We start from the raw sequence: 26,584 nt of genomic DNA, 5'->3' as shown, positions 1-26,584 counted from the left end.
CCCTCCATTACTTCAATGTAAGAAATTCTGCAATTGGGCCAAGTACTAACATCGGGAAGAATGTTAACGCACCAACAATTACAATTGTTCCGATAAAGATCCCTCCAAATAAACCATTATCCGTACGGAATGTCCCGACTGTTTCTGGTACTACCGTCTTCTCTTTCAGTGAAGCTGCAACAGCTAGCATCGTAATTAAACTGAAATAGCGTCCTAAAAACATAACTAAACCAGTCGTAATATTCCAAAACGGTGTATTGTCTGCTAAACCTTCAAATCCAGATCCGTTATTCGCAGCTGACGATGTGTACTCATATACAACTTGCGTTAAACCGTGGAAACCTGAATGAGAAATTGCATCCGTTCCTAAGCTTGTTGAAAGAGCTAATGCTGAAAACCCTAAAATAAGCAATGGATGAAATAAAATCGTTACCGCAATCAATTTCATTTCCTTACCTTCAATTTTCTTACCTAAAAACTCCGGTGTCCGTCCAACCATTAAACCAGATATAAAGACTGCAATAATTGCATACATAATAATGTTCACAAAACCTGCTCCAACACCGCCGTATACTGTATTTAACATCATATTTACGAGTGGAACTAGACCACCAACTGGTGTTAACGTATCATGCATCGTATTAACGGCCCCCGTTTCCGCAGCTGTCGTTACTGTCGCATAAAGGGAAGAAAATACTGTTCCAAATCGGACTTCTTTTCCTTCTGTACTTCCTTGTACATGTTCGATACCCATTCCATTTAACGCTGGATTCCCATGTAATTCAGATGTAGTAATCGTTATAAATCCTAGTAAAAATACCATGAATAGTGAAACGAAAAGGATACGACCTTGTTTTTTATTTCCTACCATTCGTCCGTACGTAAATGGAAGTGCTGTTGGCAATAACATCATAAGCATCATTTGCAAAATATTACTCATTTGCCCTGGATTTTCGAAAGGATGTGTAGAGTTTGCTCCGAAAAATCCACCGCCGTTATTTCCGAGTTCCTTAATGGACACGAATGATGCAACAGGCCCACGTAATATACTTTGCTTTGCCCCATCGATTGTTTGTGCTGTAACTGCCCCGTCTAACGTTTGTGGTACACCAAGTGCGACAAAGATTAGCGCTGCAACAAACGCAATAGGAAGAAATACTCTCGTTAAAGCTCTCGTAAAATCAACGAAAAAGTTACCAAGTTCTTTTCCAGCGAGTCCTCTTATAAATGCCATAACGAGCGCTAACGTCGTTGCTGGTGCTGCAAACATTAAAAATGTAATCCCGATTAATTGTGATAAATAAGACAAACCATTTTCACCGCTATAATGCTGTAAATTTGTATCAGCCATAAAACTAATTGCTGTATTAAAAGCAAGCGTAGGCTCCATTCCCTCGATATGCGCTGGATTTAGCGGCAGCACACCTTGTAATCTGAAAATGAAATATACAACAACAATCATAAATCCGTTGAGTAAAACGAGTGATAATGCGTACTGTTTCCACGTTTGATTGTATTCTTTTACACCCGTAATTTTAAAAATAAGTTTTTCAAAAGGCCCGAATACTTTATCTAGCCTTTTGCTACCTTGAAAAGCTTTTTCTAAATAAATCCCCGTTGGCTTTGCTACTAGAATAAACAAGAGCATTGTAATAACGACTGCAACCCAAATCATAATGAATGATTCCCCCTAATTAAAACTTTTCTGGATTTAATAATGCGTACACTAAGTACACCGTAATCGCTGCAACAATAACCGATAAGACAATCATCATGATTGCTTCCCTTCTTTCACAACTTTATCTGACCAACTTGCAAGACTTGCCATCGATGCGACTAACCCAACAAAAATACCGATCATTACAACATCTAACATAACTACCCCTCACTTTTGTTAAAATTTACCATCTAGTTATCAAAAAAAGAACACTAAGCTCTACTTAGTGTTCGAAACGAACAACACAAAGTAAACCTCCTCTCTAAACGCTTACGAGGTTAGCTGTCGGATTCGGGCCTAAAGAGTAGCCCTACTTTCAAAATTGAAAGATTCACCCCAAGTGACAATGCACAAAATTGGTTCCCCCGCTCCATTTCTGGAACTCAGCGATTTTAGGTTTTTTTTGGAAATTTCACGAATGATTTATGAGAGTAAATATACTCCTCTAAATTTAACTTGTAAAGGGGTAAATTACTGAAAATAAGAAAATATCCATCTATTTAAGCGTTTACATTAGTTGTTATTAATATTTTTTCATCTGTTTTCTCGTCTTTCCTTTCTTTTTCACAGAAATGATCTTTTAAATACGAAATAAAAAGAGCGAATTACATGAAGTGCATAGCTTGTTGCACTCAGCATTCGCTCTTTTTTCATTCAACCTTTATTCTCCACGCAAAAAAGCACGCAAATTTCTCCCTCGAATATAAACTTGTGATAATTCCGCATGTAACTGCTCATATTCGGTAATATCCGCCTCTAAATACAAAACATCTTTTGATGGTAATATAATATATGGACCTGGAAAAAGAGGATCGAGCACTACCAATTCGTGAACTCTCTCTACCGATATCGCCCAACGATTCGCTATATCTCCTAGTAACAACACTTTCATCTTCATTTCCCCCACCTTATTCAAAAAATAAAAAAGAAATATTATCACAGTTCGTAAACACTACAAATTTAGCTCCAATTGTTTCATAGAGCCTGGCCGGATAGCGTTTATTCTTTGTAACAACAGTAATAGGCGCTTGAAAAGAAAAACGAATGCGTTCTGTGAAGAAACTAACTATCGGAAGCTCATCTCCTAGTAAAATCACCTTCTTAATATGCTCGCAAATACTAGTAAAATCCTGCTCCTTAGTACAGCTATAAGTCCAATCAAATCCACAATTTCTAACTTGATCTGCAATCTCTTCATTTGCTGTAAAAATAATTAACTCATGCTGAAATGCTACTAGCTCTCTTAAACTCTTTACCTTGTTTTTTTCTCCAACACAAATAAGTGTTAGTTCCATGTACCTCATCCTCCTTAGCATAAAAGAACTCAAACATATATTGATATTCTCCTATACTAATCAGACCGATGAAGTGATGTATCCATCATGGCACCGTCCTCTCTCAAGACGCTTACGAAGTTAGCTGTCGGATTCGGACTTTGAGAGTAGCCCTACTTTCAACATTGAAAGATTCACCCCTAGTGACGACGCACAAATTGGTTCCTCCGCTCCATAAATTTGAATTCAGCGTATTACAAAATAATCTATTTCCCCCATATAATACGGAATGAAAAACAGATTCTGGCTGATATATTACTCCTGAATTTGGAAAAAGTAAACACAAAAAAAGCCAGTTAACAAACTGGCTTCTCGTATCTTTATACATGCGTCTTATTCAATTTATATGCAAAATGATTCGTCGGCCCATGACCACTTCCAATATTCAATGGCTCTTCAATCGCTATACTAATAAATCGTTTTGCTTCTTGAACTGCCTCTTCCATCAAGTAGCCTTTCGCAAGTCCTGCTGTAACCGCTGAAGCAAATGTACACCCACTTCCGTGCGTTTGCTTCGAAGGAATTCGTTCACTTCTAAATTCAATAAACTGCTCACCATCAAAGAGTAAATCAATTACTTCATTACCTTGATATTCTGCATGTCCGCCCTTCATAAGCACATATTTAGCCCCTAATTCATGCAATACTTTTGCAGCTTCCTTACTATCTTCTACATTATGAATCTCCATTCCAGTTAACACTTCTGCTTCAGGAACATTCGGTGTGACAACAGTTGCTACTGGCAATAAATATTCTTTTAACGCTTGTACTGCTTCTAGTTGTAATAATGACGCACCGCCTTTAGCAATCATAACAGGATCTAGCACAATATTATTCCAGCCAAATTTCTTAATATGCTCTGCCACAATTTGAATAATTTCACTACTAAATAACATTCCCAGTTTCACAGCATCTGGCGTTAAATCCGTACCAATTGAATTCAGCTGCTCCGTAATCCCTTCTAAAGAAACAGGATATACCCCTTGAACGCCAAGCGTATTTTGAGCAGTAATTGCTGTAATAGCCGTCATTCCATACACACCAAGCTCTTGGAAAGTTTTTAAATCTGCTTGAATTCCAGCGCCGCCTCCGCTATCAGATCCTGCAATCGTTAAAGCTTTATTTACTTTCATCTCACTCATCCTTTTCTATCCAAAATAGCGATGATAAATTGTTTTCGCTTCACTTATATCTTTCGTTCCATGCACAAGTACACGACCATCTTTGAAGGCAACTAATCTCTTTTCTCCAACAGAAAAGGATAATAAATATGGATTTACATTCAAATCAGTCACACGATCATTCAGCAATCTTTTATATTGTTCAAAATCCATTTTCTCTTTATGAGGTGGTCTAATTTGAACTGTATTTCTCCCGCATAACACCGCTGTCTTTGAAGTATTTTCCTTATTTAAATACGGATATAATGCTTGCTCACCACACGATAGACAATTATGTTTACGAAGCTTTTGCACATTCATACATGAATACTCATTTTTCCATACATCAAATGACACAAGCCCATCTCGAAGCGAGTCATAATCTTCTACTAACAGTTTAAGCGTTTCCGTTACTTGATGAGAAACGACAAGAGATACAGCAGGTGATATAATACCCGCCGTATCACATGTCGCTCCGCCAAGTGGAATCGATTGTAATAAACAAGATAAACATGGCGTTTTTCCTGGAAGAATAGTATAAGAAAGACCGTAACTCCCTACACATGCCCCGTAAACCCATGGAATAGAATATTTTTGCGATATATCATTCACAATGAAACGTGTTTCGAAATTGTCAGTCGCATCGATGATTACATCAACATTTGTAACGAGTTCTTCTAACTCTTCAGCCGTTACATCCTGAACGAGAGCTTCTACTCTTACTTCACTATTAACCTCTTCTAGACGTTTTTTTGCCGCTACAGCCTTCGGAAGATTATTCTCTACATCACTCTCTGCATACAATTGTTGTCTTTGCAAATTACTCCAATCGACATAATCACGGTCAACAATTGTTACTTGACCAACGCCTGCTCTTACAAACATCTCTGCATTTGCACTACCTAATGCACCTGCACCGATAATAAGTACATGCTTTTCTCCTAGCTTTTGTTGCCCTTCTTCCCCAATTGGAGAAAATAGTTCTTGGCGAGAATATCGATTATTCAACTACGCTCATTCCTTCTAAAGGACTACTTGCTGTTGCACAACGTTTACGTGCAATACGACCTGCTTCAAACCCTAATCGTCCTGCCTCAATACTTAATTTCATTGCGTATGCCATTTTAATAGGATCGTTCGCTCCAGATACTGCAGTATTCAATAACACACCATCCGCTCCTAATTCCATCGCAAATGCCGCATCAGCTGGGCTACCAATACCTGCGTCAACGATAACTGGTACTGTCGCTTGTTCAATAATGAAACTTAAATTTAATGGATTTACAATACCAAGCCCTGAACCAATCGGTGATGCTCCTGGCATAATCGCGTGTACACCAAGTTCTTGTAATTTACGAGCTAATACAACATCATCAGATGTGTATGGTAGAACGATAAATCCTTCTTCTAGTAACATTTCAGATGCCTTTAACGTTTCTACTGGATCAGGTAATAACGTTCTATCATCACCAATAACTTCTACTTTTATCATGTCACAAAGTCCAGAAGCTTTTGCTAATTTTGCAATACGAACAGCTTCTTCAGCATTTTTTGCTCCTGCTGTATTCGGTAATAACGTATATTTTTTCACATCAAGTTTCTCTAATAAATTAGGCTGCTTCGCATCAAATATATCCATACGACGTACTGCGAATGTTAAAATCTCAGCCTCAGAAACATCAATTGCCTTTTGCTGCACATCAAAATCAGGGAATTTCCCTGTTCCTAATAAAAGTCTAGAATGAAATGAAAATTGTCCAATGTTTAACATAATCAACCGCCTCCTACGAAAGTTACAATCTCAATTTGGTCCCCATCAAAAACAGATGTATCGTTATGATCATCTTTTTGTAAAATATCTTTATTACGTTCTACTACAACAATTCTGTTATCTAACTCTAAATGTGTAAGTAGCCCAGCTACTGTTTTCACACTCTCTGGTACTTCAATTTGGTTACCATTAATTTTTAAATTCAAACTTCCATCCCCTTTCTAAACCGTTTTAGAAAGCAATGAATCTAGCAAGTGATTCTCCTGCTTTCCTTCTATTAAATCAGCCATATACTGACCAGAAACAGGACTTAATAAAATGCCGTTTCGATAATGGCCCGTACAAGCATATAAACCTTTTATTTCTTCATGCTCTCCCATATAAGGAGCTTCATGATTAGACTGCGGTCTTAACCCAGCCCACGTACTTTCCCATTCTGCTTCTTTTAAAGCAGGCAATATTGTGTAGGCACGCTCTAATATGGAAGTAATACTTTCTGGTTGTACAGACTTATTAAACGTATGAGGCTTCATTGTTGCCCCAATTACGTAACGGCCACCACGTTTCGGTGTAATATAAAAACGTTCTTGGAAAATAGGGGCTTTCAAGAGCGGTTTCTTGCTTCTTACTGCAACAACTTCACCCTTCACAGGATACGTGCCCCAGTCACTATGGAAATAATGTAGTAATTTCGTACTCCATGAGCCTCCAGCGATAACGACTTTTTCACATGTGATTACACCTTCACTCGTAACAATTCCAGTCACTTTATTATTTTCAATACGAATATCAAACACTTCTGTTTGTTCATATATATCAGCACCGGAAATTGCTGCAGAATGTGCGAATGCTTTCGTAAGCTCTGGTGCAATAACTTGACCATCTTTCGGATAATATACCGCCCCTATAATTGACTCGGAAAGAAACGGCTCTTTTTCCCGTAAATGGTCCCCCGTTAGAAATCGGGAATCTTCACCTGTTTTCTGCTGCCAATCCATAATATGAAGAATTCTTTTCTTCTCATCTTCATTTTGAGCGATGCGATAAATGCCCTTTTCTTCATACCCAATATCGATGCCTGTTTTTTCACGTAAAACTGCTGCAAGTTGTGGAAATATAGCACGGCTTTCTCTAGCAAGCTCAAACAACGGATCATATGCATCCCATTCTGCCTGAACACCGAGCAAACCAGCAGCTGCTTTCGAAGCTTCAGATGCGATTCTTTGCTTCTCTACAATCGCTACTTTATGCCCTCTTTCTGCTAGAAAGTGTGCAACTGAACTACCAATTACACCTCCGCCAATAATCGCTACATCATACTTCTTACACATGTTTTTCCGCCCACTTTCTTATTGATTCCTTATAAGATTTCGCCTTGCTATACGGATTACTACTGCTTATAATCCCGGACATAACAGCAATGCCACTTACACCATTTGCAAGAACATCACCTGTATTTTCATGGGTAATCCCACCAATTGCAGTTATTGGTATGGATAAACAACTTGCCATATGAGCAATTTCTTCTAATCCTCTCGCTGGCACACCTTTTTTACAATCTGTCGGAAATACATGACCATAAACGAGTGAATCTGCTCCATTTTTAAATGCTACTATCGCTTCATCTAACGAATGTACTGAATAACCGACATGCAAATAAGAAAACTTTTCTTTTACTAACCTTACATCTGCGCTTCGATATCCTAGCTGAACACGCGGAATATTTAATAGAATAGCAATATCAATTCGATCATTTATCACTATCTTCGATGCTGGAAAGCCTTTCCCCAAAAGACTTTCCACACCTTCATACAATTCCTTCGTACTTTTTTCACGCTCACGAATATGCAAATAATCGATCTCACTCTCAATTTGCATCGCTACATTCACTAACTCTTCGAATGGCATATGGCCATTTGAGATTACATGGAGCTCATTTTTCATATTCATTCGCCTACTTTAAAATGTTTTCAAATAATTCATCGGCTGGAACGATTTCTTTCGTCATTCCTTTGTCTTTCAACCATTTATTTTGTTTCTCCCATGACTCTTTTGAATCCGATAAGAATGGCTCATCTTTCGTTTCCATCTTCTCTAATAAAATTTTCATACTTTCTTTTTCAACTTCTGGTACAAGTGGGAAGTTTTCTTTTTCTTGATGATCTAATAAAATATTTAATGCTTCATCGGGGTTTTTCTTCATAAAGTCATACCCTTTTTGTGCCCCACGTAAAAAGGCTTGCAATGCTTCTTTATCTTTTTTCAACGTTTTATCACCCGTTACAAACACAAGCTCATGATAGTTTGGTACACCATAATCTGCTGGATTAAAGTATGCTGGTTCATGACCTTCATGACGCATAACAGGTACTTCATGGTTAATGTATGCCCCTGTTACCGCATCCACTTTTTTCGTAATTAATGCTGGTACTAAATCAAAGCCAACATCGACTACTTTCACTGTATCTGGATTACCACCAGCTTCTTTTACCATCGTTTTTAAATACATCTCACTTAAAGGTGTTCCAGAATATCCAACTGTTTTCCCCTCTAAATCTTTTGGCGATTGAATGCCTGCTGACTTCAGTGATACAACATGATTTAACGGTGAACGTACGACAGCTCCAATTGATTTCACTGGAATTTGTTCATTTGCTTTTGCCATGACAACATCTGGTTGATAATACAAACCAACTGTCACTTTCCCTGCTGCCGCTAGCGTTAATGGATCAGTCGGATTAGAAGGGAATTTAATATTCACCTTGACTCCTTCTTCTTTAAAGTATCCTTTTTCAATTGCCGTATAAATAAAGCTATGTACCGCATTCGGGTACCAATCAAGCATTACTGTTATTTCTTTTTCTGATTTATTCTTATCTGATGCCGAGTTACTCGAACATCCTGCAATCATTGCAACTAATAATGTAAACACAAAGATGCGTTTTAATAATTTCATGAATGTTTCCTCCAACTAATAAATTTATTTTCCAATATAGAAATAAGTATGACGAAGAAAATAGCTAATAATGATAACAATACAATTGGTGCAAATACACCAGCTCCGTCTAACTGCGTCATCATTCTTTTACTGAAATATCCAAGCCCAGCTTGTGCACCGAGCCATTCACCAATCGCTGCCCCAATAACGCTAAGTGGTACCGCAATTTTTAACGCTGAAAAAAAGTAAGGAAGAGCAGATGGCAACTTTAGCTTTAAAAAAACATCTTTTTTCGTTGCACCATATGTAACTAATAGCTCCTCCCATTCTTTTTTCGTACTGCGCAGTCCATCATACGTATTGACCGCAATTGGGAAAAACGTAATTAAAACGGTAACAACAACCTTACTCCAGATGGTATATCCAAACCATAAAACGAAGAGCGGCGCAAGCGCAGTAATCGGGATTGTTTGTGAAGCAACTAATAACGGATAAAATGCTCTTTCCATCCACGTACTCGCATTCATTAACATTGCTAGCCCTACGCCCAGTACGATAGAAATAACAACGCCTATTAAAACGACGTATAACGTTGCAGGTAAATGAACCGTAAATAATATATCTTTCAGCGCCCATATCTTCATTACAATTGCAGAAGGTGATGGCAAAATGTACATCTCATCTACAATTCTTGCTCCTACTTCCCACAGAGCAAGTAAAATTCCACTTAATATAAGGGCAGGTAATAACTCCTTCAAGCGATTCATCATACGAGTACCTGCCTTTGTAACATACTAAGGAGCTCTTCTTTAAGCGCTAACACTTCAGGCTTATATAAATCTTTTCTTGTTCGGTTACGATCAAGCGGCACAATTCGCTCAGTTAAAGTTGCTATCGGTTGATTTTCTACAACCAAAATTCGATTAGAAAGAAACAATGCTTCTTCAACATCATGAGTGATAAATAAAATTGTTTTTTCCCACTCTTTCCATTGTTCAAACAACCATTCTTGCAAAGATGCCTTCGTTAAAGCGTCCAATGCGCTAAACGGTTCATCTAACAATAATATCTCCCCTCCTGTTAATAAAGTTCGGATAAAAGATACGCGTTGCCTCATACCACCAGATAAATCTTTCGGATATTTTTTCTCGTACCCTTGTAAACCAAATTTATGTAACAGTTCTTTCGCTTTTACTTGCGCTTCTTTCTTCTGCACACCTTGGCACTCTAGCGGCAGAGCCGCATTCTCAATAATCGTCCTCCACGGCAAGAGCATATCTTTTTGGGGCATATACCCTACAGAATGACTCTTCTTTGTTTCTGTCAGCTCTATCTGTCCAGTACTTGCCTCTTCTAAGCCTGTAATAAGGCGAAATAAAGTACTTTTCCCGCATCCACTCGGTCCGATAATACTTACAAACTCTTTATCTTGTATAGAAGCATTTAATTCATTGATGATTGGTTTTTCATCATAATGAAAGGAAACATTATTAAACTGTAGTATGTTCTTGCTCCTCAAAACCCCACATCTCCTTACGATAAGCCATATCCCAGAATAAATATTCAAATCGGCTGGAATATAAGAAAATCTCCTCTAATCGGTCTAGCTCTTTCTCTGACTTTCCAACTGCCATTTCATTTAATAAATCTATTAACCAAATACAAAGGTTACCGTATTCTTCAGAACTATATCCTTGAATCCACTCTCCAAAGAACTCATGATCTCTTGCTCCAGGAATATCATTTAAACGCTTTCCAATCTCCCAATAACTCCACATACATGGAAGTAAAGCTGATATTAATTCAGCAATTGTGCCATTTTGAGATACAGACATCATGTAATTTGTATATGCTAAATTTTTAGCAGATGGTTTTGCAGATTCCATCTCTTGTACAGAAATGCCAAGTCTTTTTGCATACTGTTTATGAATCGTCATTTCTCCATTTAAAATCCCATCAATTTGCTCTGCAAATTTTGCCATAACTTGTGGATTCGTTGCCTTTACAACCCCAATTGCATATAGCTTTGCATACTCTAACAAATATAAATAATCTTGAATAATATAGTACTGGAATTTGTCTTTTTCCAACGTACCATCCCCCATACCTACTACAAACGGATGATTATGACTTTTCTCCCAAACAGGCTGCACCGTATCAAATAATCTTTCACAAAATTTCATTAATAATTCCCCTTCCTATATATCTATTTATCTCAATAAAAAAACCACTTCTGTATATAAGAAGTGGTTACAGCAAATAAAATTATAATTTATTCGTTGTTCCACTTCCCTTCGCTAGTATTATCTAGATCAGGTGTTGTAAGGGTTAAGGATTATTCCTCTCTCAGCACGAAAAGCACCCCTAGTGGTGTTAATATGAAATTTTCAAATAAAAAAGCCCCGTTTCTATACGCAAAGAAACGGGGACTCATTGTTAATGTCCGAATTGCTTCCCTACGCTAGCATAATCTAGATCAGGTAATAAAAAGGATCAAAGGCTTACGGCCCTACTCTCAGCTGGCAACACCAGCCCTCCTAGCAAACTATAAAATTATCACTGTCAGTATAACATCGCCATAAGACATCATCAACTGTTTTAATTTTCTTAATTGCGAATTAAATCTTAACGTGTTAAACAAATATAAATGCGACCTCACAAATGATATATACAATATTTATATACGAATCTCTCTTCTGACATTATTTTTATTGATTTCATATTACATTTATGTGAATACGACCAATATATTATATCTTTATACTATAATAAAATTACAACTATACAACTAGAGGAGGTCTTTATTACATGAATATGAAAGCCACAGCTTTAACAGCAACTACTATCGCAATTGCTTCTTTACTTCCTTCTATGGGAGAATCCGATATACAAACAGCGGCTGCTAAGCAACCATCTACAGTAAAAACTGGATATGTAAAAATTGACAACGTTGCACTACATCAAAATAGCCATACAGACAGTGCAATAGTTGATACCATTCGATTTAATAGCCCGGTTACTATTCTTGAAACAGTTCAAGATTGGTATAAAGTATCTGTTAACAACAAAACAGGCTATATGAAAAAAGATGCAATTCAATTCAAAAAAAATGTTCAACCAAAGTCTCAATATATCGTAAATGCAAACGCATTAAACGTTCGTTCTGAACCTAATACAGAGTCTTCTATTCTAGATATATTACCAAATGGTCAATTCATTACCATTCAAGGTGAACAAGGAGATTGGTACAAAATATTACATAACGGTCAAATTGGTTACGTACAAAAAACATTTGTATCTAATGGATCCACACCTCTAGTAAAAGGTGTAACAGTACAAGGTTCTCCTTCTTATACTGTTGCAACACCAAAATTAAATGTACGTAGCAATGCTAGCACAAGTGGCACTCTACTTGGCTCATTACAAAATGGTACACAAGTACAAGTAGTAGAAACGGTAGGTACTTGGTATAAAATTCGTTTTGGCACAGGATACGGATATGTAGCAAAACACTATGTAGTGCAAAATCAAAATCAAGCACAAGCTAAAACAGCTCAACCTGCATCAATTCCAGCAGTTTTCAAATTCCCTACTCAAGGGAAAATCAGCTCCACTTTTGATATGCGCTGGGAGCAAATGCATTATGGTATAGATATAGCAGCACAAGGAAATGTCTCTATTCAAGCTGCTGCTGCAGGTAAGGTTGTGAAATCTTATTATTCGGCTAGCTACGGCAATGTCGTGTTCATCGCCCATCAAATAAATGGGAAATTATATACAACAGTTTATGCTCATATGAAGGATCGCACTGTACAAGCTGGTGATCAAGTACAAACTGGACAATTAGTAGGTCATATGGGAAACACAGGTCATTCATACGGGCAACATCTCCATTTTGAATTACATAATGGGGAATGGAATTTTGAAAAAACAAATGCAGTAAACCCACTGCCATATTTAGTTAGGTAAATTATATGCCACGCAATATACCTCTCTTTATTGAATACCTGGCCTTTTTAGGTTTAATCTGTTGTTTAATCATTTATAATACGAACACTGTATTTTTATCTATTATTATTGCTTTTGTTGCTTTAGAAATCATTATGGAAGCATTACAAATGCGGTTAAAACAAAAAATTGCCCATATTTATAATGTAATTTTTCTTTTAAGTGCTCTTATAACAAATATAATTAGTAATGGTTTTTATTTATCTACCGTACTTCCTGTATTCTTTATAGGTGTTTTATTATTCATAGCTAGATACGTTCATGTTCCTAATAACCAAAAACATGAACAAGAAGCTTAGAAAGAGGAGACACTGTGTACCAATCTTTCAAAGATAATCCAATGAAATATATATTGAATTTATATGAAAAAATGAATACTTTTTTTGGTATACAAGGAAGTTATACTGCACAATTTCTCCTTTATGGAATGTTATTTCTTATCTTAGTTACTTTCTCCTTACTTTACTAACAAAAAAAAGGATCTCACATAAACTTGAGATCCTTTTTAATTTATATTAATTTTTAATATGTAAAATATGGTTTATCCACAAGCATATTTTTCATAAATGAAACTAAGATTATATTTTTTCTCTAAGCTCATTCTTTGTTCATCGTCGCACCAATAGAAAAGAATATCATGAATCGTTGCATAACGCTTATTTTTAAGAAATAGTTTAAAGAATGATGGTAAACAATCATGTAATTGTATAAATATATAATTGCGTAGTATTTCTTCTTTGTATTCAATTCCCTTACAAATATACAGTAATTCTTCACAATAATATGCATGCTGTGGAACTTGGATCATTTCGAAAAATGGTACATATGATAGTAGCTTTCCAATAAAATGACCATACCGATCCATTACCCCTATCGTCATATGCTCCATCATTTCTTTCATCACATATAAATAATCATCTACATGAGTTGTCTTTAAAGGGTCTAATCGATCGGAAATTTGTGAAAGTACAGCTCTTTGACAAGCTAAAACTGCTTGACTAGGTCCATAATATGATAGGAAGTCTGTACACTTACGATACTTTCGTAATAAGTCATGTGTATATAAATCATATACAAAAGTATTACAATACATTGCCAGACTCATCATATCACTATTTAATTGCTCTTTTGACAGTGTTTTAGCTCGCTTACACATATAAAAGAATGTAAATTCCAATACTTCTTTATGAGATAATAGATGTTTGCAATCTGTTATACATTTCTCACTAAATTTAACTCGCTCCCAAATTTCTACATCCTCAGCTGTTAATTCACCAATACGATATTTAATAATTAAATAGTTTAAAGCAACTGCTTTCGTCAAAAGATCCCATGTTTCATACTCCAATGAAGTTCGGACAAATTCATCTAGCCCTTGGGTTATCATAAAAGCATTTGCCTCTTCATACCAACCAATCTCTTGACATAAACGAAGAATACGTACTAGAGTTGGAATTTCATCTTTATGAAACTGCGGTAAATTCTTTACTTTATTCATGCCATATACGATAAATGCCGCTAAATTTTCTTCTTTATAAAATTCTTTTTCTTTCCATACTAATATAGTTCGCTCTTTCCTTTCACCTTTTGGATGACAAGGTACAAGCAAAGAAAATAACTCAGCGAAATTATTTGGTTCTATATATGTATCTGTAACCAAATTCCAATTTGGATCGCCCTGTACAGCCCTCATATAATTCCCCTTCCCTTTTTATCCCGCTATTTGCGGGCAGTAAGACTCCCACCTCAAAATTCTGCGAATGCGAGGAAGTTAGGTGGGAGATAAAACTGCCCCTAAAAGCCCGATTGGTTCAACTAATAATTATTGGGGGATGGACACCCCCCAATAATTAAAGTTTCACTTTATCTACGTAGGAAATATTAATTCATTATTACATCATTAACAACGAATATTGTTATATTCAAAATCTATAATAACACTTATATCTCTCAGTATATCATTTTTTCTCTTATTAAAAATTAGGAATGACAAATTTAAAAAAACTGTCAAAAATATTGACTCTATACTTATTATATAATGTCTCAGATACATCACGCTAACATATTAGTTTAATCCGTATATACTAGAATAATGTATCTGATCTTTATACATAATTTATTCCATATGCTCTGAGATTTCACTTAAAGCAAACCCTGCTTGATCATCTGCTGATTTTCTTATAGCTAAATCACCTAGTGCTAGCATCCCAACAAGTTGACCGCTCTCAACAACCGGTAACCGTCTAATTTGATATTGTGCCATTAATTCTGTAGCTTTTTCAATAGAATCGTCTGGAGAAACTGAAACAATGTTTGTTGTCATTACATTTGTAATTTGATTAGATCCAGGATGTTTTTCAGCAATCCCACGAACAACTAAGTCTCGATCAGTAACAAGCCCAACAACTTGTTTATTTTCAATAACAGGAATCAATCCAACCGATTCTTCCTTCATTTTTACAGCTGCCTCATATACATTGTCTAATGGTGTACAATGTACGATATGAGTACTCATAAGTTCTCTAACTTGCGTCATTTTTCATCTCCTCCTTTTAATACATACCATAGCTTTTCCTAAATCCCTTTATTTATTTCAGGAAAATAAGGTGATAAAAAGAGGCTTATACATAATAAAAAAGAGTCAGCAATATGCTGACTCTTTTTTTATGACCCGTACGGGATTCGAACCCGTGTTACCGCCGTGAAAGGGCGGTGTCTTAACCACTTGACCAACGGGCCATGGCTCCGCAGGTAGGACTCGAACCTACGACCGATCGGTTAACAGCCGATAGCTCTACCACTGAGCTACTGCGGAATATATATGGTGGGCCTAAATGGACTCGAACCATCGACCTCACGCTTATCAGGCGTGCGCTCTAACCAGCTGAGCTATAGGCCCATATACTTTACAGGGGCAGTAGGAATTGAACCCACACTGGAGGTTTTGGAGACCTCAGTTCTACCTTTAAACTATGCCCCTAAATGGTGCCGGCTAGAGGACTTGAACCCCCAACCTACTGATTACAAGTCAGTTGCTCTACCAATTGAGCTAAGCCGGCATAAAAAAAAACAAAAAAATGGTGGCTCGGGACGGAATCGAACCGCCGACACGAGGATTTTCAGTCCTCTGCTCTACCGACTGAGCTACCGAGCCAACATAAAATGGCGGTCCCGACCGGGGTCGAACCGGCGATCTCCTGCGTGACAGGCAGGCATGTTAACCACTACACCACGGGACCATTGGTTGCGGGGACAGGATTTGAACCTGCGACCTTCGGATTATGAGCCCGACGAGCTACCGTACTGCTCCACCCCGCGACGATATTATGTTTTAAAAATAAATGGAGGAGGTAGAGGGATTCGAACCCCCGCGCGACTCTCGCCGCCTGTCGGTTTTCAAGACCGATCCCTTCAGCCGAACTTGGGTATACCTCCATGAAGGAAAAATTAATATCTTATTCATTTTTATATGTAACTAAACCACTTTTAAAAAAAATGGAGGAGGTAGAGGGATTCGAACCCCCGCGCGACTCTCGCCGCCTGTCGGTTTTCAAGACCGATCCCTTCAGCCGAACTTGGGTATACCTCCGACATATAAAAAATAAAGTGGAGCCTAGCGGGATCGAACCGCTGACCTCCTGCGTGCAAGGCAGGCGCTCTCCCAGCTGAGCTAAGGCCCCATGTTTTTGGGAAAATCGGGAAGACAGGATTTGAACCTGCGACCCCCTGGTCCCAAACCAGGTGCTCTACCAAGCTGAGCCACTTCCCGTTAATAAAAGCGCGCCCGAGAGGAGTCGAACCCCTAACCTCTTGATCCGTAGTCAAACGCTCTATCCAATTGAGCTACGGGCGCATATGGTGCCGAGGGCGGGGGTCGAACCCGCACGGTGGTCACCCACCGCAGGATTTTAAGTCCTGTGCGTCTGCCTGTTCCGCCACCCCGGCATGTCATACTGAAAATTGGAGCGGAAGACGGGATTCGAACCCGCGACCCCAACCTTGGCAAGGTTGTATTCTACCACTGAACTACTTCCGCAAGACATGTTTGAGTTATTTTATTAAAAGTGCGGGTGAAGGGAGTCGAACCCCCACGCCAAAGGCGCTAGATCCTAAGTCTAGTGCGTCTGCCAATTCCGCCACACCCGCATATTTCATTAAAATGGTGAGCCATGAAGGATTCGAACCTTCGACCCTCTGATTAAAAGTCAGATGCTCTACCAACTGAGCTAATGGCTCTTGCAATAAAAACTGGTGCCGACTAGAGGACTTGAACCCCCAACCTACTGATTACAAGTCAGTTGCTCTACCAATTGAGCTAAGTCGGCTAAATGGTGGAGGATGACGGGATCGAACCGCCGACCCCCTGCTTGTAAGGCAGGTGCTCTCCCAGCTGAGCTAATCCTCCGAATTGCCTGGCAACGTCCTACTCTCACAGGGACAAGGTCCCAACTACCATCGGCGCTAGAGAGCTTAACTTCCGTGTTCGGTATGGGAACGGGTGTGGCCTCTCTGCCATCATTACCAGACTGTATTCATTTAAGACAAGAATTATTATAACTTATTTACTTTTAAAAGTCAATAAGTTTTTTATATTCTTTCAAAACTAGATAACAGTGCTTCATATTATATGGTTAAGTCCTCGATCTATTAGTATTCGTCAGCTCCACATGTCACCATGCTTCCACCTCGAACCTATCAACCTGATCATCTTTCAGGGATCTTACTAGCTTACGCTATGGGAAATCTCATCTTGAGGGGGGCTTCATGCTTAGATGCTTTCAGCACTTATCCCTTCCGCACATAGCTACCCAGCTATGCCCTTGGCAGAACAACTGGTACACCAGCGGTGCGTCCATCCCGGTCCTCTCGTACTAAGGACAGCTCCTCTCAAATTTCCTGCGCCCACGACGGATAGGGACCGAACTGTCTCACGACGTTCTGAACCCAGCTCGCGTACCGCTTTAATGGGCGAACAGCCCAACCCTTGGGACCGACTACAGCCCCAGGATGCGATGAGCCGACATCGAGGTGCCAAACCTCCCCGTCGATGTGGACTCTTGGGGGAGATAAGCCTGTTATCCCCGGGGTAGCTTTTATCCGTTGAGCGATGGCCCTTCCATGCGGAACCACCGGATCACTAAGCCCGACTTTCGTCCCTGCTCGACTTGTAGGTCTCGCAGTCAAGCTCCCTTATGCCTTTGCACTCTACGAATGATTTCCAACCATTCTGAGGGAACCTTTGGGCGCCTCCGTTACACTTTAGGAGGCGACCGCCCCAGTCAAACTGCCCACCTGACACTGTCTCCCGGGTCGATAAGACCCGTAGGTTAGAATTTCAATACAGTCAGGGCGGTATCCCACCAGCGCCTCCACCGAAGCTAGCGCTCCGGTTTCAATGGCTCCCGCCTATCCTGTACAAACTGTACCAAAATTCAATATCAGGCTACAGTAAAGCTCCACGGGGTCTTTCCGTCCTGTCGCGGGTAACCTGCATCTTCACAGGTACTATAATTTCACCGAGTCTCTGGTTGAGACAGTGCCCAAATCGTTACACCTTTCGTGCGGGTCGGAACTTACCCGACAAGGAATTTCGCTACCTTAGGACCGTTATAGTTACGGCCGCCGTTTACTGGGGCTTCAGTTCAGAGCTTCGCTTACGCTAACCCCTCTCCTTAACCTTCCAGCACCGGGCAGGTGTCAGCCCCTATACTTCGCCTTACGGCTTCGCAGAGACCTGTGTTTTTGCTAAACAGTCGCTTGGGCCTATTCACTGCGGCTTTCCGTTAAGAAAGCACCCCTTCTCCCGAAGTTACGGGGTCATTTTGCCGAGTTCCTTAACCAGAGTTCTCTCGCACACCTTAGGATTCTCTCCTCGCCTACCTGTGTCGGTTTGCGGTACAGGCACCTTTTATCTCGCTAGAAGCTTTTCTTGGCAGCGGGGAATCAAAGACTTCGCTCCATAAGGAGCTTCCCCATCACAGCTCAGCCTTCACGATAAGCGGATTTGCCTACTTATCAGCCTAACTGCTTGGACGTGCACAACCAATCGCACGCTTCTTCTATCCTTCTGCGTCCCTCCATTGCTCAAACGATAAAGAGGTGGTACAGGAATATCAACCTGTTGTCCATCGCCTACGCCTGTCGGCCTCGGCTTAGGTCCTGACTAACCCTGAGCGGACGAGCCTTCCTCAGGAAACCTTAGGCATTCGGTGGACGGGATTCTCACCCGTCTTTCGCTACTCATACCGGCATTCTCACTTCTAAGCGCTCCACCAGTCCTTCCGGTCTGACTTCACTGCACTTAGAACGCTCCCCTACCACTGATACCATTGGTATCAATTCGCAGCTTCGGTGGTGTATTTAGCCCCGGTACATTTTCGGCGCAGAGTCACTCGACTAGTGAGCTATTACGCACTCTTTAAATGGTGGCTGCTTCTGAGCCAACATCCTAGTTGTCTAAGCAACTCCACATCCTTTTCCACTTAATACACACTTTGGGACCTTAGCTGGCGATCTGGGCTGTTTCCCTCTTGACTACGGATCTTATCACTCGCAGTCTGACTCCTAAGGATAAGTCATTGGCATTCGGAGTTTGACTGAATTCGGTAATCCGATGAGGACCCCTAGTTCAATCAGTGCTCTACCTCCAAGACTCTTACACTTAAGGCTAGCCCTAAAGCTATTTCGGGGAGAACCAGCTATCTCCAGGTTCGATTGGAATTTCTCCGCTACCCACACCTCATCCCCGCACTTTTCAACGTGCGTGGGTTCGGGCCTCCATTCAGTGTTACCTGAACTTCACCCTGGACATGGGTAGATCACCTGGTTTCGGGTCTACGACCACGTACTAAACGCCCTATTCAGACTCGCTTTCGCTGCGGCTCCGCCTCTTCAGCTTAACCTCGCACGGGATCGTAACTCGCCGGTTCATTCTACAAAAGGCACGCCATCACCCATTAACGGGCTCTGACTATTTGTAGGCACACGGTTTCAGGATCTCTTTCACTCCCCTTCCGGGGTGCTTTTCACCTTTCCCTCACGGTACTGGTTCACTATCGATCACTAGGGAGTATTTAGCCTTGGGAGATGGTCCTCCCAGATTCCGACGGAATTTCACGTGTTCCGCCGTACTCAGGATACATTCAAGAGAGAACGAAGTTTCGACTACGGGGTTATTACCCTCTGTGACGGACCTTTCCAGGTCGCTTCGTCTACCTCGTTCCTTTGTAACTCCGTATAGAATGTCCTACAACCCCAAGAGGCAAGCCTCTTGGTTTGGGCTAGATTCCGTTTCGCTCGCCGCTACTCAGGAAATCGCATTTGCTTTCTCTTCCTCCAGGTACTTAGATGTTTCAGTTCCCTGGGTCTGTCTTCCATACCCTATGTATTCAGGTAAGGATACCATACCATTACGTATAGTGGGTTTCCCCATTCGGAAATCTTCGGATCAAAGCTTACTTACAGCTCCCCGAAGCATATCGGCGTTAGTCCCGTCCTTCATCGACTCCTAGTGTCAAGGCATCCACCGTGCGCCCTTTCTAACTTAACCAAACTAAAATTAAAAAAATATGAGCTACACTGTTATCTAGTTTTCAAAGAACATACATTTAAACTTGAGAGATAGTTCTCTCAAAACTGAACGAAACAAAACAAGTCAACGTTTATTGATGAACTGCGTTCATCAATTCTCCATAGAAAGGAGGTGATCCAGCCGCACCTTCCGATACGGCTACCTTGTTACGACTTCACCCCAATCATCTGTCCCACCTTAGGCGGCTGGCTCCATAAAGGTTACCCCACCGACTTCGGGTGTTACAAACTCTCGTGGTGTGACGGGCGGTGTGTACAAGGCCCGGGAACGTATTCACCGCGGCATGCTGATCCGCGATTACTAGCGATTCCAGCTTCATGTAGGCGAGTTGCAGCCTACAATCCGAACTGAGAACGGTTTTATGAGATTAGCTCCACCTCGCGGTCTTGCAGCTCTTTGTACCGTCCATTGTAGCACGTGTGTAGCCCAGGTCATAAGGGGCATGATGATTTGACGTCATCCCCACCTTCCTCCGGTTTGTCACCGGCAGTCACCTTAGAGTGCCCAACTTAATGATGGCAACTAAGATCAAGGGTTGCGCTCGTTGCGGGACTTAACCCAACATCTCACGACACGAGCTGACGACAACCATGCACCACCTGTCACTCTGCTCCCGAAGGAGAAGCTCTATCTCTAGAGTTTTCAGAGGATGTCAAGACCTGGTAAGGTTCTTCGCGTTGCTTCGAATTAAACCACATGCTCCACCGCTTGTGCGGGCCCCCGTCAATTCCTTTGAGTTTCAGCCTTGCGGCCGTACTCCCCAGGCGGAGTGCTTAATGCGTTAACTTCAGCACTAAAGGGCGGAAACCCTCTAACACTTAGCACTCATCGTTTACGGCGTGGACTACCAGGGTATCTAATCCTGTTTGCTCCCCACGCTTTCGCGCCTCAGTGTCAGTTACAGACCAGAAAGTCGCCTTCGCCACTGGTGTTCCTCCATATCTCTACGCATTTCACCGCTACACATGGAATTCCACTTTCCTCTTCTGCACTCAAGTCTCCCAGTTTCCAATGACCCTCCACGGTTGAGCCGTGGGCTTTCACATCAGACTTAAGAAACCACCTGCGCGCGCTTTACGCCCAATAATTCCGGATAACGCTTGCCACCTACGTATTACCGCGGCTGCTGGCACGTAGTTAGCCGTGGCTTTCTGGTTAGGTACCGTCAAGGTGCCAGCTTATTCAACTAGCACTTGTTCTTCCCTAACAACAGAGTTTTACGACCCGAAAGCCTTCATCACTCACGCGGCGTTGCTCCGTCAGACTTTCGTCCATTGCGGAAGATTCCCTACTGCTGCCTCCCGTAGGAGTCTGGGCCGTGTCTCAGTCCCAGTGTGGCCGATCACCCTCTCAGGTCGGCTACGCATCGTCGCCTTGGTGAGCCGTTACCTCACCAACTAGCTAATGCGACGCGGGTCCATCCATAAGTGACAGCCGAAGCCGCCTTTCAATTTCGAACTATGCAGTTCAAAATATTATCCGGTATTAGCCCCGGTTTCCCGGAGTTATCCCAGTCTTATGGGTAGGTTACCCACGTGTTACTCACCCGTCCGCCGCTAACTTCATAAGAGCAAGCTCTTAATCCATTCGCTCGACTTGCATGTATTAGGCACGCCGCCAGCGTTCATCCTGAGCCAGGATCAAACTCTCCAATAAAGTTAGTTTGTCTAGCATCTAAAAATAAAAATTGACGTTCACGTTGTTTGTTTCGTTCAGTTTTCAAAGAACTTGTCTGCCGCTTCAAAAGCGACTTCATCATATTAACATCTTCATTTTTCGATGTCAACTATGTTTTTGAATTTCTTTTTTGTCGTTTTCTGCGTTTCCGCATCAGCGACGTTTATTAATATACCATCATGGTTTTTAAATAACAAGTATTTTTTATAAAAAAATACAAAAAGTTATCTATCCTACTTTCTTCTATAGAAAGAACCCTTATCCTTTCTACTAAAAACATTCATTTTGATTGTATACAAGTTACTATACACTATCATTTCACAATAACTTCCTAACCTTTAGTCTTCTCCTTTTTTAATTTTATAATTACCATAGTTCTACTTAAGAAGGACAAATAATCATTTAAATGTAGAGTAATAAAAAACGTGGCCACTATACTAGAGCAAAACTTTAATTCCTGATTTTTCTCTCCAATCAGGAATTTTGCTTCCACAAATAACAAACTTCCCCTCGAAATATTAACTTAAGATTATTGTTAGAATTTTTTTACATTTAATTAATGAAAGATATCCATTTTTTGTTATATAGTAAGAAAGTGCCCACAAAACTATAAATAAACTAATGGAGGAATTATTTTATGGATAGGTTAACAAAATTTTCATTAAAAAACCGAGCCGCTATTATTATCATGGTTTTTCTCATTTCCATACTCGGTGTTTATTCCGGCTCTAAATTACCTATGGAATTTTTACCAAGCATCGATAACCCTGCAATAACTGTTACGACATTATCTCAAGGGCTCGATGCTGAAACGATGACCAAGGACGTAACTGATCCCCTTGAAAAACAATTTCGTAATTTAGAACATATCGATGGCATCACTTCTTCCACACATGAAGGATTATCACGCATCGACATTGCATATACATCCAAGGCAAATATGAAAGACGCGGCACGCGAAGTCGAAAAAACAATTAATACGATTAAATTACCTAAAGATGTAACTAAACCTGTTGTTAGCCAATTAAACACTTCTATGATTCCACTCGCTCAAATTACCATCCAGAAGCAAAACGGATTTTCAAAAGCTGACGAAAAACAAATTGAGAAAGAAATCGTACCACAACTCGAAAGCATTGATGGTGTTGCCAATGTTATGTTTTTCGGAAAATCAACTTCCGAATTATCCATCGTACTTGATCCTAACCAACTAAAAGATAAAAACATATCATCACAGCAAGTATTAACAGTTTTACAAGGAAAAGAAACTTCCACTCCAGCCGGAGCAATTACCGTTAATAAGACAGAATACAATCTTCGTGTCATCGGGGATATAAAAAATGTAAATGACATAAAAAACATCACCGTTACACCTCAAGTAAAATTACAAGATGTTGCTCAAATTGAATTAAAACAACATTACGATACAATCTCGCACATAAACGGGGAAGAAGGAACAGGATTAATCATCATGAAAGAGCCGAGTAAAAATGCGGTTGCAATCGGAAAAGAGATTGATAAAAAGATTAAAGATATAAGCAAGCAATATAAAGATCAATTCTCTATTAAACTTTTAGCTTCAACTCATGAGCAAGTTGAAAATGCTGTTACTAGTATGGGAAAAGAAGTAATCCTTGGGGCAATTGCTGCAACTCTCATTATCTTAATCTTTTTACGCAGCTTCCGAACAACACTCATCGCTGTCGTTAGTATTCCATTATCTATTTTATTAACACTATTTTTACTCCATCAATCTAACATCACACTTAACATTCTAACTCTTGGTGGCTTAGCCGTTGCAGTTGGACGTCTCGTCGATGATAGTATCGTTGTCATCGAGAATATTTTCCGTCGTTTACAAAAAGAATCTTTCTCTAAAGATATTATTCTCGATGCAACAAAAGAGGTCGCCGTCGCAATTACCTCTTCTACTTTAACGACAGTCGCCGTTTTTTTACCTATCGGTCTCGTATCGGGAGTAATTGGAAAACTAATGTTACCTATGGTGTTAGCAGTTGTGTATTCTATACTTTCTTCCTTAATTGTGGCATTAACAGTCGTTCCACTTATGGCTTTTTTACTGCTCAAAAAAACAAAACGTCGCAATTCACATTCTTCACCGCGATATGTCGCTACATTAAAGTGGGCTCTTTCTCATAAGTTTATCATTCTACTCACTTCTTTTTTATTATTTGCAGGATCAATTGCAGCCTACATACTACTTCCGAAAGCGAACATAAAGTCTGAGGACGATACAATGCTTTCCGTTAACATGACATTTCCAGGTGATTATGATTCTGAAGCTAAAAAACAAAAAGCCTTTGATTTCGAAAAGAAACTCCTCTCTAATTCTGATGTAACAGATGTTATTTTGCGAATGGGATCTAGCGCAGAAGATGCACAATGGGGACAGACAACTCAAAACAATCTTGCAACTATATTTGTAGTCTTTAAAAAAGGATCTGACATCGACCAATATATTAAAGAATTAAAAAAGGATCATACAGCTTTCGAACCAGCTGAACTTGATTATATAAAGACGAGTTACTCTGATTCCGGAGGCGGAAACAACTTACAATTTAACGTAACCGCTACTAACGAAACAAATTTAAAAAAGGCCGCTAACATCGTCGAAACAAAACTAAAAGGTATGGACGATCTCTCTAAAGTAAAAACAAATATAGAAGAATCTAAAAAAGAATGGCAAATTCATATCGATCAAACAAAGGCTGAGCAACTAGGTTTAGCACCAGAATTAGCAGCACAACAAGTATCATTCCTTATGAAGAAATCTCCTATTGGGGAAATCTCAATCAATAATGAAAAAACAACTATTATGATAGAACATAAAAAGGCATCCGTTAACAAACAAGAAGATATTTTAAACACAAACATACTATCACCTATTAAAGGACCAATTCCTTTAAAAGACATTGCAACTATTTCAGAAAAACAACTTCAAACGGAAATCTTCCATAAAGACGGGAAAGAAACGATTCAAATTACTGCAGAAGCTTCAAGTGAAGATTTAAGTAAAGTAAGCGCAGAAGTAAACAAAGCTATAGCCGACTTAGATTTACCTACCGGAGCAAAAGTAAATATCGCAGGTGCTACTGAATCTATGCAAGAGAACTTCACAGATTTATTCAAAATTATGGGGATCGCAATCGGGATTGTATATTTAATTATGGTTATCACATTCGGGCAAGCACGCGCTCCTTTCGCAATTTTATTCTCTTTACCATTAGCTGCTGTCGGCGGTATTTTAGGATTAATCATTTCCAGAACACCTGTTGACGTAAATTCATTAATCGGCGCATTAATGTTAATCGGGATTGTCGTTACAAATGCTATTGTATTAATAGAAAGAGTGCAACAAAATCGGGAAAACGGTATGGAAACTAGAGAAGCCTTACTAGAAGCAGGATCTACTAGATTACGCCCAATTATTATGACAGCTATAACAACAATCGTCGCTATGCTACCACTCCTCTTCGGGCAATCTCAAGCAGGAAGTATGGTATCGAAAAGTCTGGCCGTCGTTGTAATCGGTGGTTTGGCAGTCTCAACCGTTCTTACATTAGTAGTCGTTCCCGTTATGTATGAACTATTAGATAAAATCGGGAGAAAAAGACGCTCCCGCAGAAAAATAAGCACTTCTACAGAAACACCTGATATTTAAACCAAAAGGCGTTATCTTCAATTATGAAGATAACGCCTTTTTTATCCCTCTATCTATCCATAATATAATCCATCACTTTTTTACCATACTTCTCTAGCGGCTCTCCAGAATCCACAATAAGATATTCACCATGTAAAGGCCTTTTACTGCCAGCCAGACATTTTTTAAATGCTACCTCTGATTCTACTTTTGTAATTTGACTTATCTTACGTTCACGCGTTTGTAACCTACGATTAATTTCTTCTATATTATTAAGATAACATTCAATATATTTATATGTAGCACCATGTTTCTGACATAAATCTATTCTTTTTTTAACCATCCCTTCATAGAGACATGGACTATCTAATATCACACTGTGCTCTTGCTCCAACAAAAAATCGATCAGTTCCCACTCAATATCATAGGAGATCCCCCAACCACTGTTGGTTCAACACCTTTTGCCTTTAATGATTTTAATAAAGCTGATTTCACGACGTCATGATCTACAATAACAGCACCTGTTAACTTAGCGATATACTTAGAAAGAGTCGACTTCCCTGATCCAGGAAATCCCGACATTTGCAGAAAAAACACCTTCAAACCCCTCCCTATTTTCATCCGAATATCCACATATCAAATTACCTATTCAACAACTCTCCTTCTTTTCCTTCCAGTAACAAAATGACCGTAAAAAAACTCCCTGTTTTATAAACAGAGAGTTTTC

The 26,584-nt window shown here is 39.8% G+C and carries 20 protein-coding genes, 19 tRNA genes, 3 rRNA genes, 1 pseudogene and 4 riboswitches; of the genes and pseudogenes, 3 read left to right on the top strand and 40 right to left on the bottom strand.

All coding sequences use genetic code 11. The features are described from left to right. Positions 1–7: 7 nt before the first annotated feature. The 15 genes from kdpA to tenA all read right to left on the bottom strand — a co-directional run bounded on the left by kdpA (position 8) and on the right by tenA (position 11,103). The gene (kdpA, locus tag NSQ08_RS02385) at positions 8–1,675 is read right to left on the bottom strand and encodes a potassium-transporting ATPase subunit KdpA (RefSeq protein WP_340771056.1); all 1,668 of its coding nucleotides are present in this window, start codon (positions 1,673–1,675) and stop codon (positions 8–10) included. 19 nt (positions 1,676–1,694) lie between these two features. Continuing rightward, positions 1,695–1,772, bottom strand: coding sequence for a K(+)-transporting ATPase subunit F (kdpF, locus tag NSQ08_RS02380; RefSeq protein WP_223153441.1), 78 nt, complete (start codon positions 1,770–1,772; stop codon positions 1,695–1,697). After that, on the bottom strand, positions 1,772–1,876 hold the full coding sequence (locus NSQ08_RS02375) for a SipW-dependent-type signal peptide-containing protein (protein ID WP_000887888.1): 105 nt from the start codon (positions 1,874–1,876) through the stop codon (positions 1,772–1,774). Before NSQ08_RS02375 ends, kdpF begins: the two co-directional genes overlap by 1 nt. 94 nt (positions 1,877–1,970) lie before the next feature. Beyond that, a riboswitch (cyclic di-AMP (ydaO/yuaA leader) is annotated at positions 1,971–2,116 on the bottom strand. A gap of 262 nt (positions 2,117–2,378) precedes the next feature. Further along, positions 2,379–2,609 (bottom strand): hypothetical protein, encoded by a 231-nt coding sequence (locus NSQ08_RS02370; RefSeq protein ID WP_016101779.1) that lies wholly within the window; start codon positions 2,607–2,609, stop codon positions 2,379–2,381. 16 nt (positions 2,610–2,625) lie between these two features. Next, positions 2,626–3,012 (bottom strand): hypothetical protein, encoded by a 387-nt coding sequence (locus NSQ08_RS02365; protein WP_340771053.1) that lies wholly within the window; start codon positions 3,010–3,012, stop codon positions 2,626–2,628. 93 nt (positions 3,013–3,105) lie between these two features. Then, positions 3,106–3,253: riboswitch (cyclic di-AMP (ydaO/yuaA leader) on the bottom strand. A 118-nt stretch (positions 3,254–3,371) separates the two neighbouring features. Beyond that, positions 3,372–4,184: a bifunctional hydroxymethylpyrimidine kinase/phosphomethylpyrimidine kinase gene (gene thiD / locus NSQ08_RS02360; protein ID WP_340771050.1), complete on the bottom strand. Its 813-nt coding sequence runs from the start codon at positions 4,182–4,184 to the stop codon at positions 3,372–3,374. 15 nt (positions 4,185–4,199) lie between these two features. After that, entirely contained in the window at positions 4,200–5,219 is a 1,020-nt protein-coding gene (locus NSQ08_RS02355; protein WP_113710149.1) for a thiazole biosynthesis adenylyltransferase ThiF, read from the bottom strand. Further along, the gene (gene thiG / locus NSQ08_RS02350; RefSeq protein WP_002087526.1) at positions 5,212–5,982 is read right to left on the bottom strand and encodes a thiazole synthase; all 771 of its coding nucleotides are present in this window, start codon (positions 5,980–5,982) and stop codon (positions 5,212–5,214) included. Before thiG ends, NSQ08_RS02355 begins: the two co-directional genes overlap by 8 nt. Before the next feature lie 2 nt (positions 5,983–5,984). Next, entirely contained in the window at positions 5,985–6,188 is a 204-nt protein-coding gene (gene thiS, locus NSQ08_RS02345; protein WP_001049509.1) for a sulfur carrier protein ThiS, read from the bottom strand. Positions 6,189–6,203: 15 nt separating this feature from the next. After that, complete coding sequence (gene thiO / locus NSQ08_RS02340; protein ID WP_002140430.1) at positions 6,204–7,313, bottom strand: glycine oxidase ThiO; 1,110 nt, start codon at positions 7,311–7,313, stop codon at positions 6,204–6,206. Continuing rightward, positions 7,306–7,926, bottom strand: a complete 621-nt coding sequence (tenI, locus tag NSQ08_RS02335; protein WP_098167918.1) for a thiazole tautomerase TenI — start codon at positions 7,924–7,926, stop codon at positions 7,306–7,308. The genes thiO and tenI overlap by 8 nt, the downstream gene beginning before the upstream one ends. 10 nt (positions 7,927–7,936) lie before the next feature. After that, positions 7,937–8,938 (bottom strand): ABC transporter substrate-binding protein, encoded by a 1,002-nt coding sequence (locus tag NSQ08_RS02330; RefSeq protein ID WP_088033998.1) that lies wholly within the window; start codon positions 8,936–8,938, stop codon positions 7,937–7,939. Then, the gene (locus tag NSQ08_RS02325) at positions 8,935–9,687 is read right to left on the bottom strand and encodes an ABC transporter permease (RefSeq protein ID WP_340780029.1); all 753 of its coding nucleotides are present in this window, start codon (positions 9,685–9,687) and stop codon (positions 8,935–8,937) included. The genes NSQ08_RS02330 and NSQ08_RS02325 overlap by 4 nt, the downstream gene beginning before the upstream one ends. Beyond that, complete coding sequence (locus NSQ08_RS02320; protein WP_340771031.1) at positions 9,687–10,439, bottom strand: ABC transporter ATP-binding protein; 753 nt, start codon at positions 10,437–10,439, stop codon at positions 9,687–9,689. Before NSQ08_RS02320 ends, NSQ08_RS02325 begins: the two co-directional genes overlap by 1 nt. Then, the gene (gene tenA / locus NSQ08_RS02315) at positions 10,411–11,103 is read right to left on the bottom strand and encodes a thiaminase II (RefSeq protein WP_340771027.1); all 693 of its coding nucleotides are present in this window, start codon (positions 11,101–11,103) and stop codon (positions 10,411–10,413) included. Before tenA ends, NSQ08_RS02320 begins: the two co-directional genes overlap by 29 nt. 89 nt (positions 11,104–11,192) lie before the next feature. Continuing rightward, a riboswitch (TPP riboswitch) is annotated at positions 11,193–11,296 on the bottom strand. A gap of 60 nt (positions 11,297–11,356) precedes the next feature. Then, positions 11,357–11,469, bottom strand: a riboswitch (TPP riboswitch). Between the two features lie 259 nt (positions 11,470–11,728). Between tenA and NSQ08_RS02310 the strand changes: the two genes are divergently transcribed. Together NSQ08_RS02310 and NSQ08_RS02305 are read left to right on the top strand one after the other, a co-directional pair. Next, the gene (locus tag NSQ08_RS02310) at positions 11,729–12,889 is read left to right on the top strand and encodes an SH3 domain-containing protein (RefSeq protein ID WP_340771023.1); all 1,161 of its coding nucleotides are present in this window, start codon (positions 11,729–11,731) and stop codon (positions 12,887–12,889) included. Between the two features lie 5 nt (positions 12,890–12,894). After that, a complete protein-coding gene (locus NSQ08_RS02305; protein WP_002010638.1) occupies positions 12,895–13,227 on the top strand; it encodes a hypothetical protein in 333 nt (110 codons plus the stop codon). Between the two features lie 242 nt (positions 13,228–13,469). Here the strand turns inward: NSQ08_RS02305 and NSQ08_RS02300 are convergent, their stop codons facing one another. The 24 genes from NSQ08_RS02300 to NSQ08_RS02185 all read right to left on the bottom strand — a co-directional run bounded on the left by NSQ08_RS02300 (position 13,470) and on the right by NSQ08_RS02185 (position 22,175). Further along, entirely contained in the window at positions 13,470–14,621 is a 1,152-nt protein-coding gene (locus NSQ08_RS02300) for a DUF3965 domain-containing protein (protein WP_012260335.1), read from the bottom strand. 423 nt (positions 14,622–15,044) lie between these two features. Next, on the bottom strand, positions 15,045–15,464 hold the full coding sequence (locus tag NSQ08_RS02295; RefSeq protein ID WP_002010634.1) for a CBS domain-containing protein: 420 nt from the start codon (positions 15,462–15,464) through the stop codon (positions 15,045–15,047). 131 nt (positions 15,465–15,595) lie between these two features. Next, positions 15,596–15,667, bottom strand: a tRNA-Glu gene (locus tag NSQ08_RS02290). Position 15,668: 1 nt separating this feature from the next. After that, positions 15,669–15,743, bottom strand: a tRNA-Asn gene (locus NSQ08_RS02285). Positions 15,744–15,750: 7 nt separating this feature from the next. After that, a tRNA-Ile gene (locus tag NSQ08_RS02280) sits at positions 15,751–15,827 on the bottom strand. Between the two features lie 10 nt (positions 15,828–15,837). Further along, positions 15,838–15,908 (bottom strand) — tRNA-Trp (locus NSQ08_RS02275). Between the two features lie 3 nt (positions 15,909–15,911). Further along, positions 15,912–15,987: transfer RNA gene (locus tag NSQ08_RS02270), tRNA-Thr, on the bottom strand. Positions 15,988–16,006: 19 nt separating this feature from the next. Then, positions 16,007–16,082: transfer RNA gene (locus tag NSQ08_RS02265), tRNA-Phe, on the bottom strand. Positions 16,083–16,091: 9 nt separating this feature from the next. Continuing rightward, positions 16,092–16,167, bottom strand: a tRNA-Asp gene (locus NSQ08_RS02260). A gap of 2 nt (positions 16,168–16,169) precedes the next feature. After that, positions 16,170–16,246: transfer RNA gene (locus NSQ08_RS02255), tRNA-Met, on the bottom strand. A gap of 24 nt (positions 16,247–16,270) precedes the next feature. After that, positions 16,271–16,363, bottom strand: a tRNA-Ser gene (locus tag NSQ08_RS02250). Positions 16,364–16,424: 61 nt separating this feature from the next. After that, positions 16,425–16,517: transfer RNA gene (locus NSQ08_RS02245), tRNA-Ser, on the bottom strand. Between the two features lie 18 nt (positions 16,518–16,535). Then, positions 16,536–16,608, bottom strand: a tRNA-Ala gene (locus tag NSQ08_RS02240). A 15-nt stretch (positions 16,609–16,623) separates the two neighbouring features. Further along, a tRNA-Pro gene (locus NSQ08_RS02235) sits at positions 16,624–16,697 on the bottom strand. A 10-nt stretch (positions 16,698–16,707) separates the two neighbouring features. Beyond that, positions 16,708–16,781 (bottom strand) — tRNA-Arg (locus tag NSQ08_RS02230). Between the two features lie 3 nt (positions 16,782–16,784). After that, positions 16,785–16,873, bottom strand: a tRNA-Leu gene (locus tag NSQ08_RS02225). A gap of 16 nt (positions 16,874–16,889) precedes the next feature. After that, positions 16,890–16,964 (bottom strand) — tRNA-Gly (locus NSQ08_RS02220). Between the two features lie 29 nt (positions 16,965–16,993). Continuing rightward, positions 16,994–17,074 (bottom strand) — tRNA-Leu (locus NSQ08_RS02215). Positions 17,075–17,088: 14 nt separating this feature from the next. Continuing rightward, a tRNA-Lys gene (locus NSQ08_RS02210) sits at positions 17,089–17,164 on the bottom strand. Between the two features lie 13 nt (positions 17,165–17,177). Beyond that, positions 17,178–17,253: transfer RNA gene (locus NSQ08_RS02205), tRNA-Thr, on the bottom strand. 4 nt (positions 17,254–17,257) lie between these two features. Further along, a tRNA-Val gene (locus NSQ08_RS02200) sits at positions 17,258–17,333 on the bottom strand. Positions 17,334–17,338: 5 nt separating this feature from the next. Beyond that, positions 17,339–17,454: ribosomal RNA gene (gene rrf / locus NSQ08_RS02195) — 5S ribosomal RNA — on the bottom strand. Between the two features lie 101 nt (positions 17,455–17,555). Then, a 23S ribosomal RNA gene (locus tag NSQ08_RS02190) occupies positions 17,556–20,477 on the bottom strand. 146 nt (positions 20,478–20,623) lie between these two features. Then, a 16S ribosomal RNA gene (locus NSQ08_RS02185) occupies positions 20,624–22,175 on the bottom strand. Together the 16S, 23S and 5S rRNA genes with 19 tRNA genes alongside form the textbook arrangement of a ribosomal RNA operon. Before the next feature lie 658 nt (positions 22,176–22,833). On the opposite strand from NSQ08_RS02185, the gene NSQ08_RS02180 reads away from it, so the two are divergent. After that, the gene (locus NSQ08_RS02180; RefSeq protein ID WP_340771015.1) at positions 22,834–25,878 is read left to right on the top strand and encodes an efflux RND transporter permease subunit; all 3,045 of its coding nucleotides are present in this window, start codon (positions 22,834–22,836) and stop codon (positions 25,876–25,878) included. A 49-nt stretch (positions 25,879–25,927) separates the two neighbouring features. Here NSQ08_RS02180 and NSQ08_RS02175 read toward each other — a convergent pair. Then, positions 25,928–26,454 (bottom strand): annotated as a pseudogene (locus NSQ08_RS02175) (AAA family ATPase). Positions 26,455–26,584: the final 130 nt, after the last annotated feature.

This window comes from Bacillus sp. FSL E2-8887, from assembly GCF_038007205.1.
GTDB classification, from domain to species: Bacteria; Bacillota; Bacilli; order Bacillales; family Bacillaceae_G; genus Bacillus_A; species Bacillus_A mycoides.
This window is presented reverse-complemented; position numbering and strand designations above follow the sequence as displayed.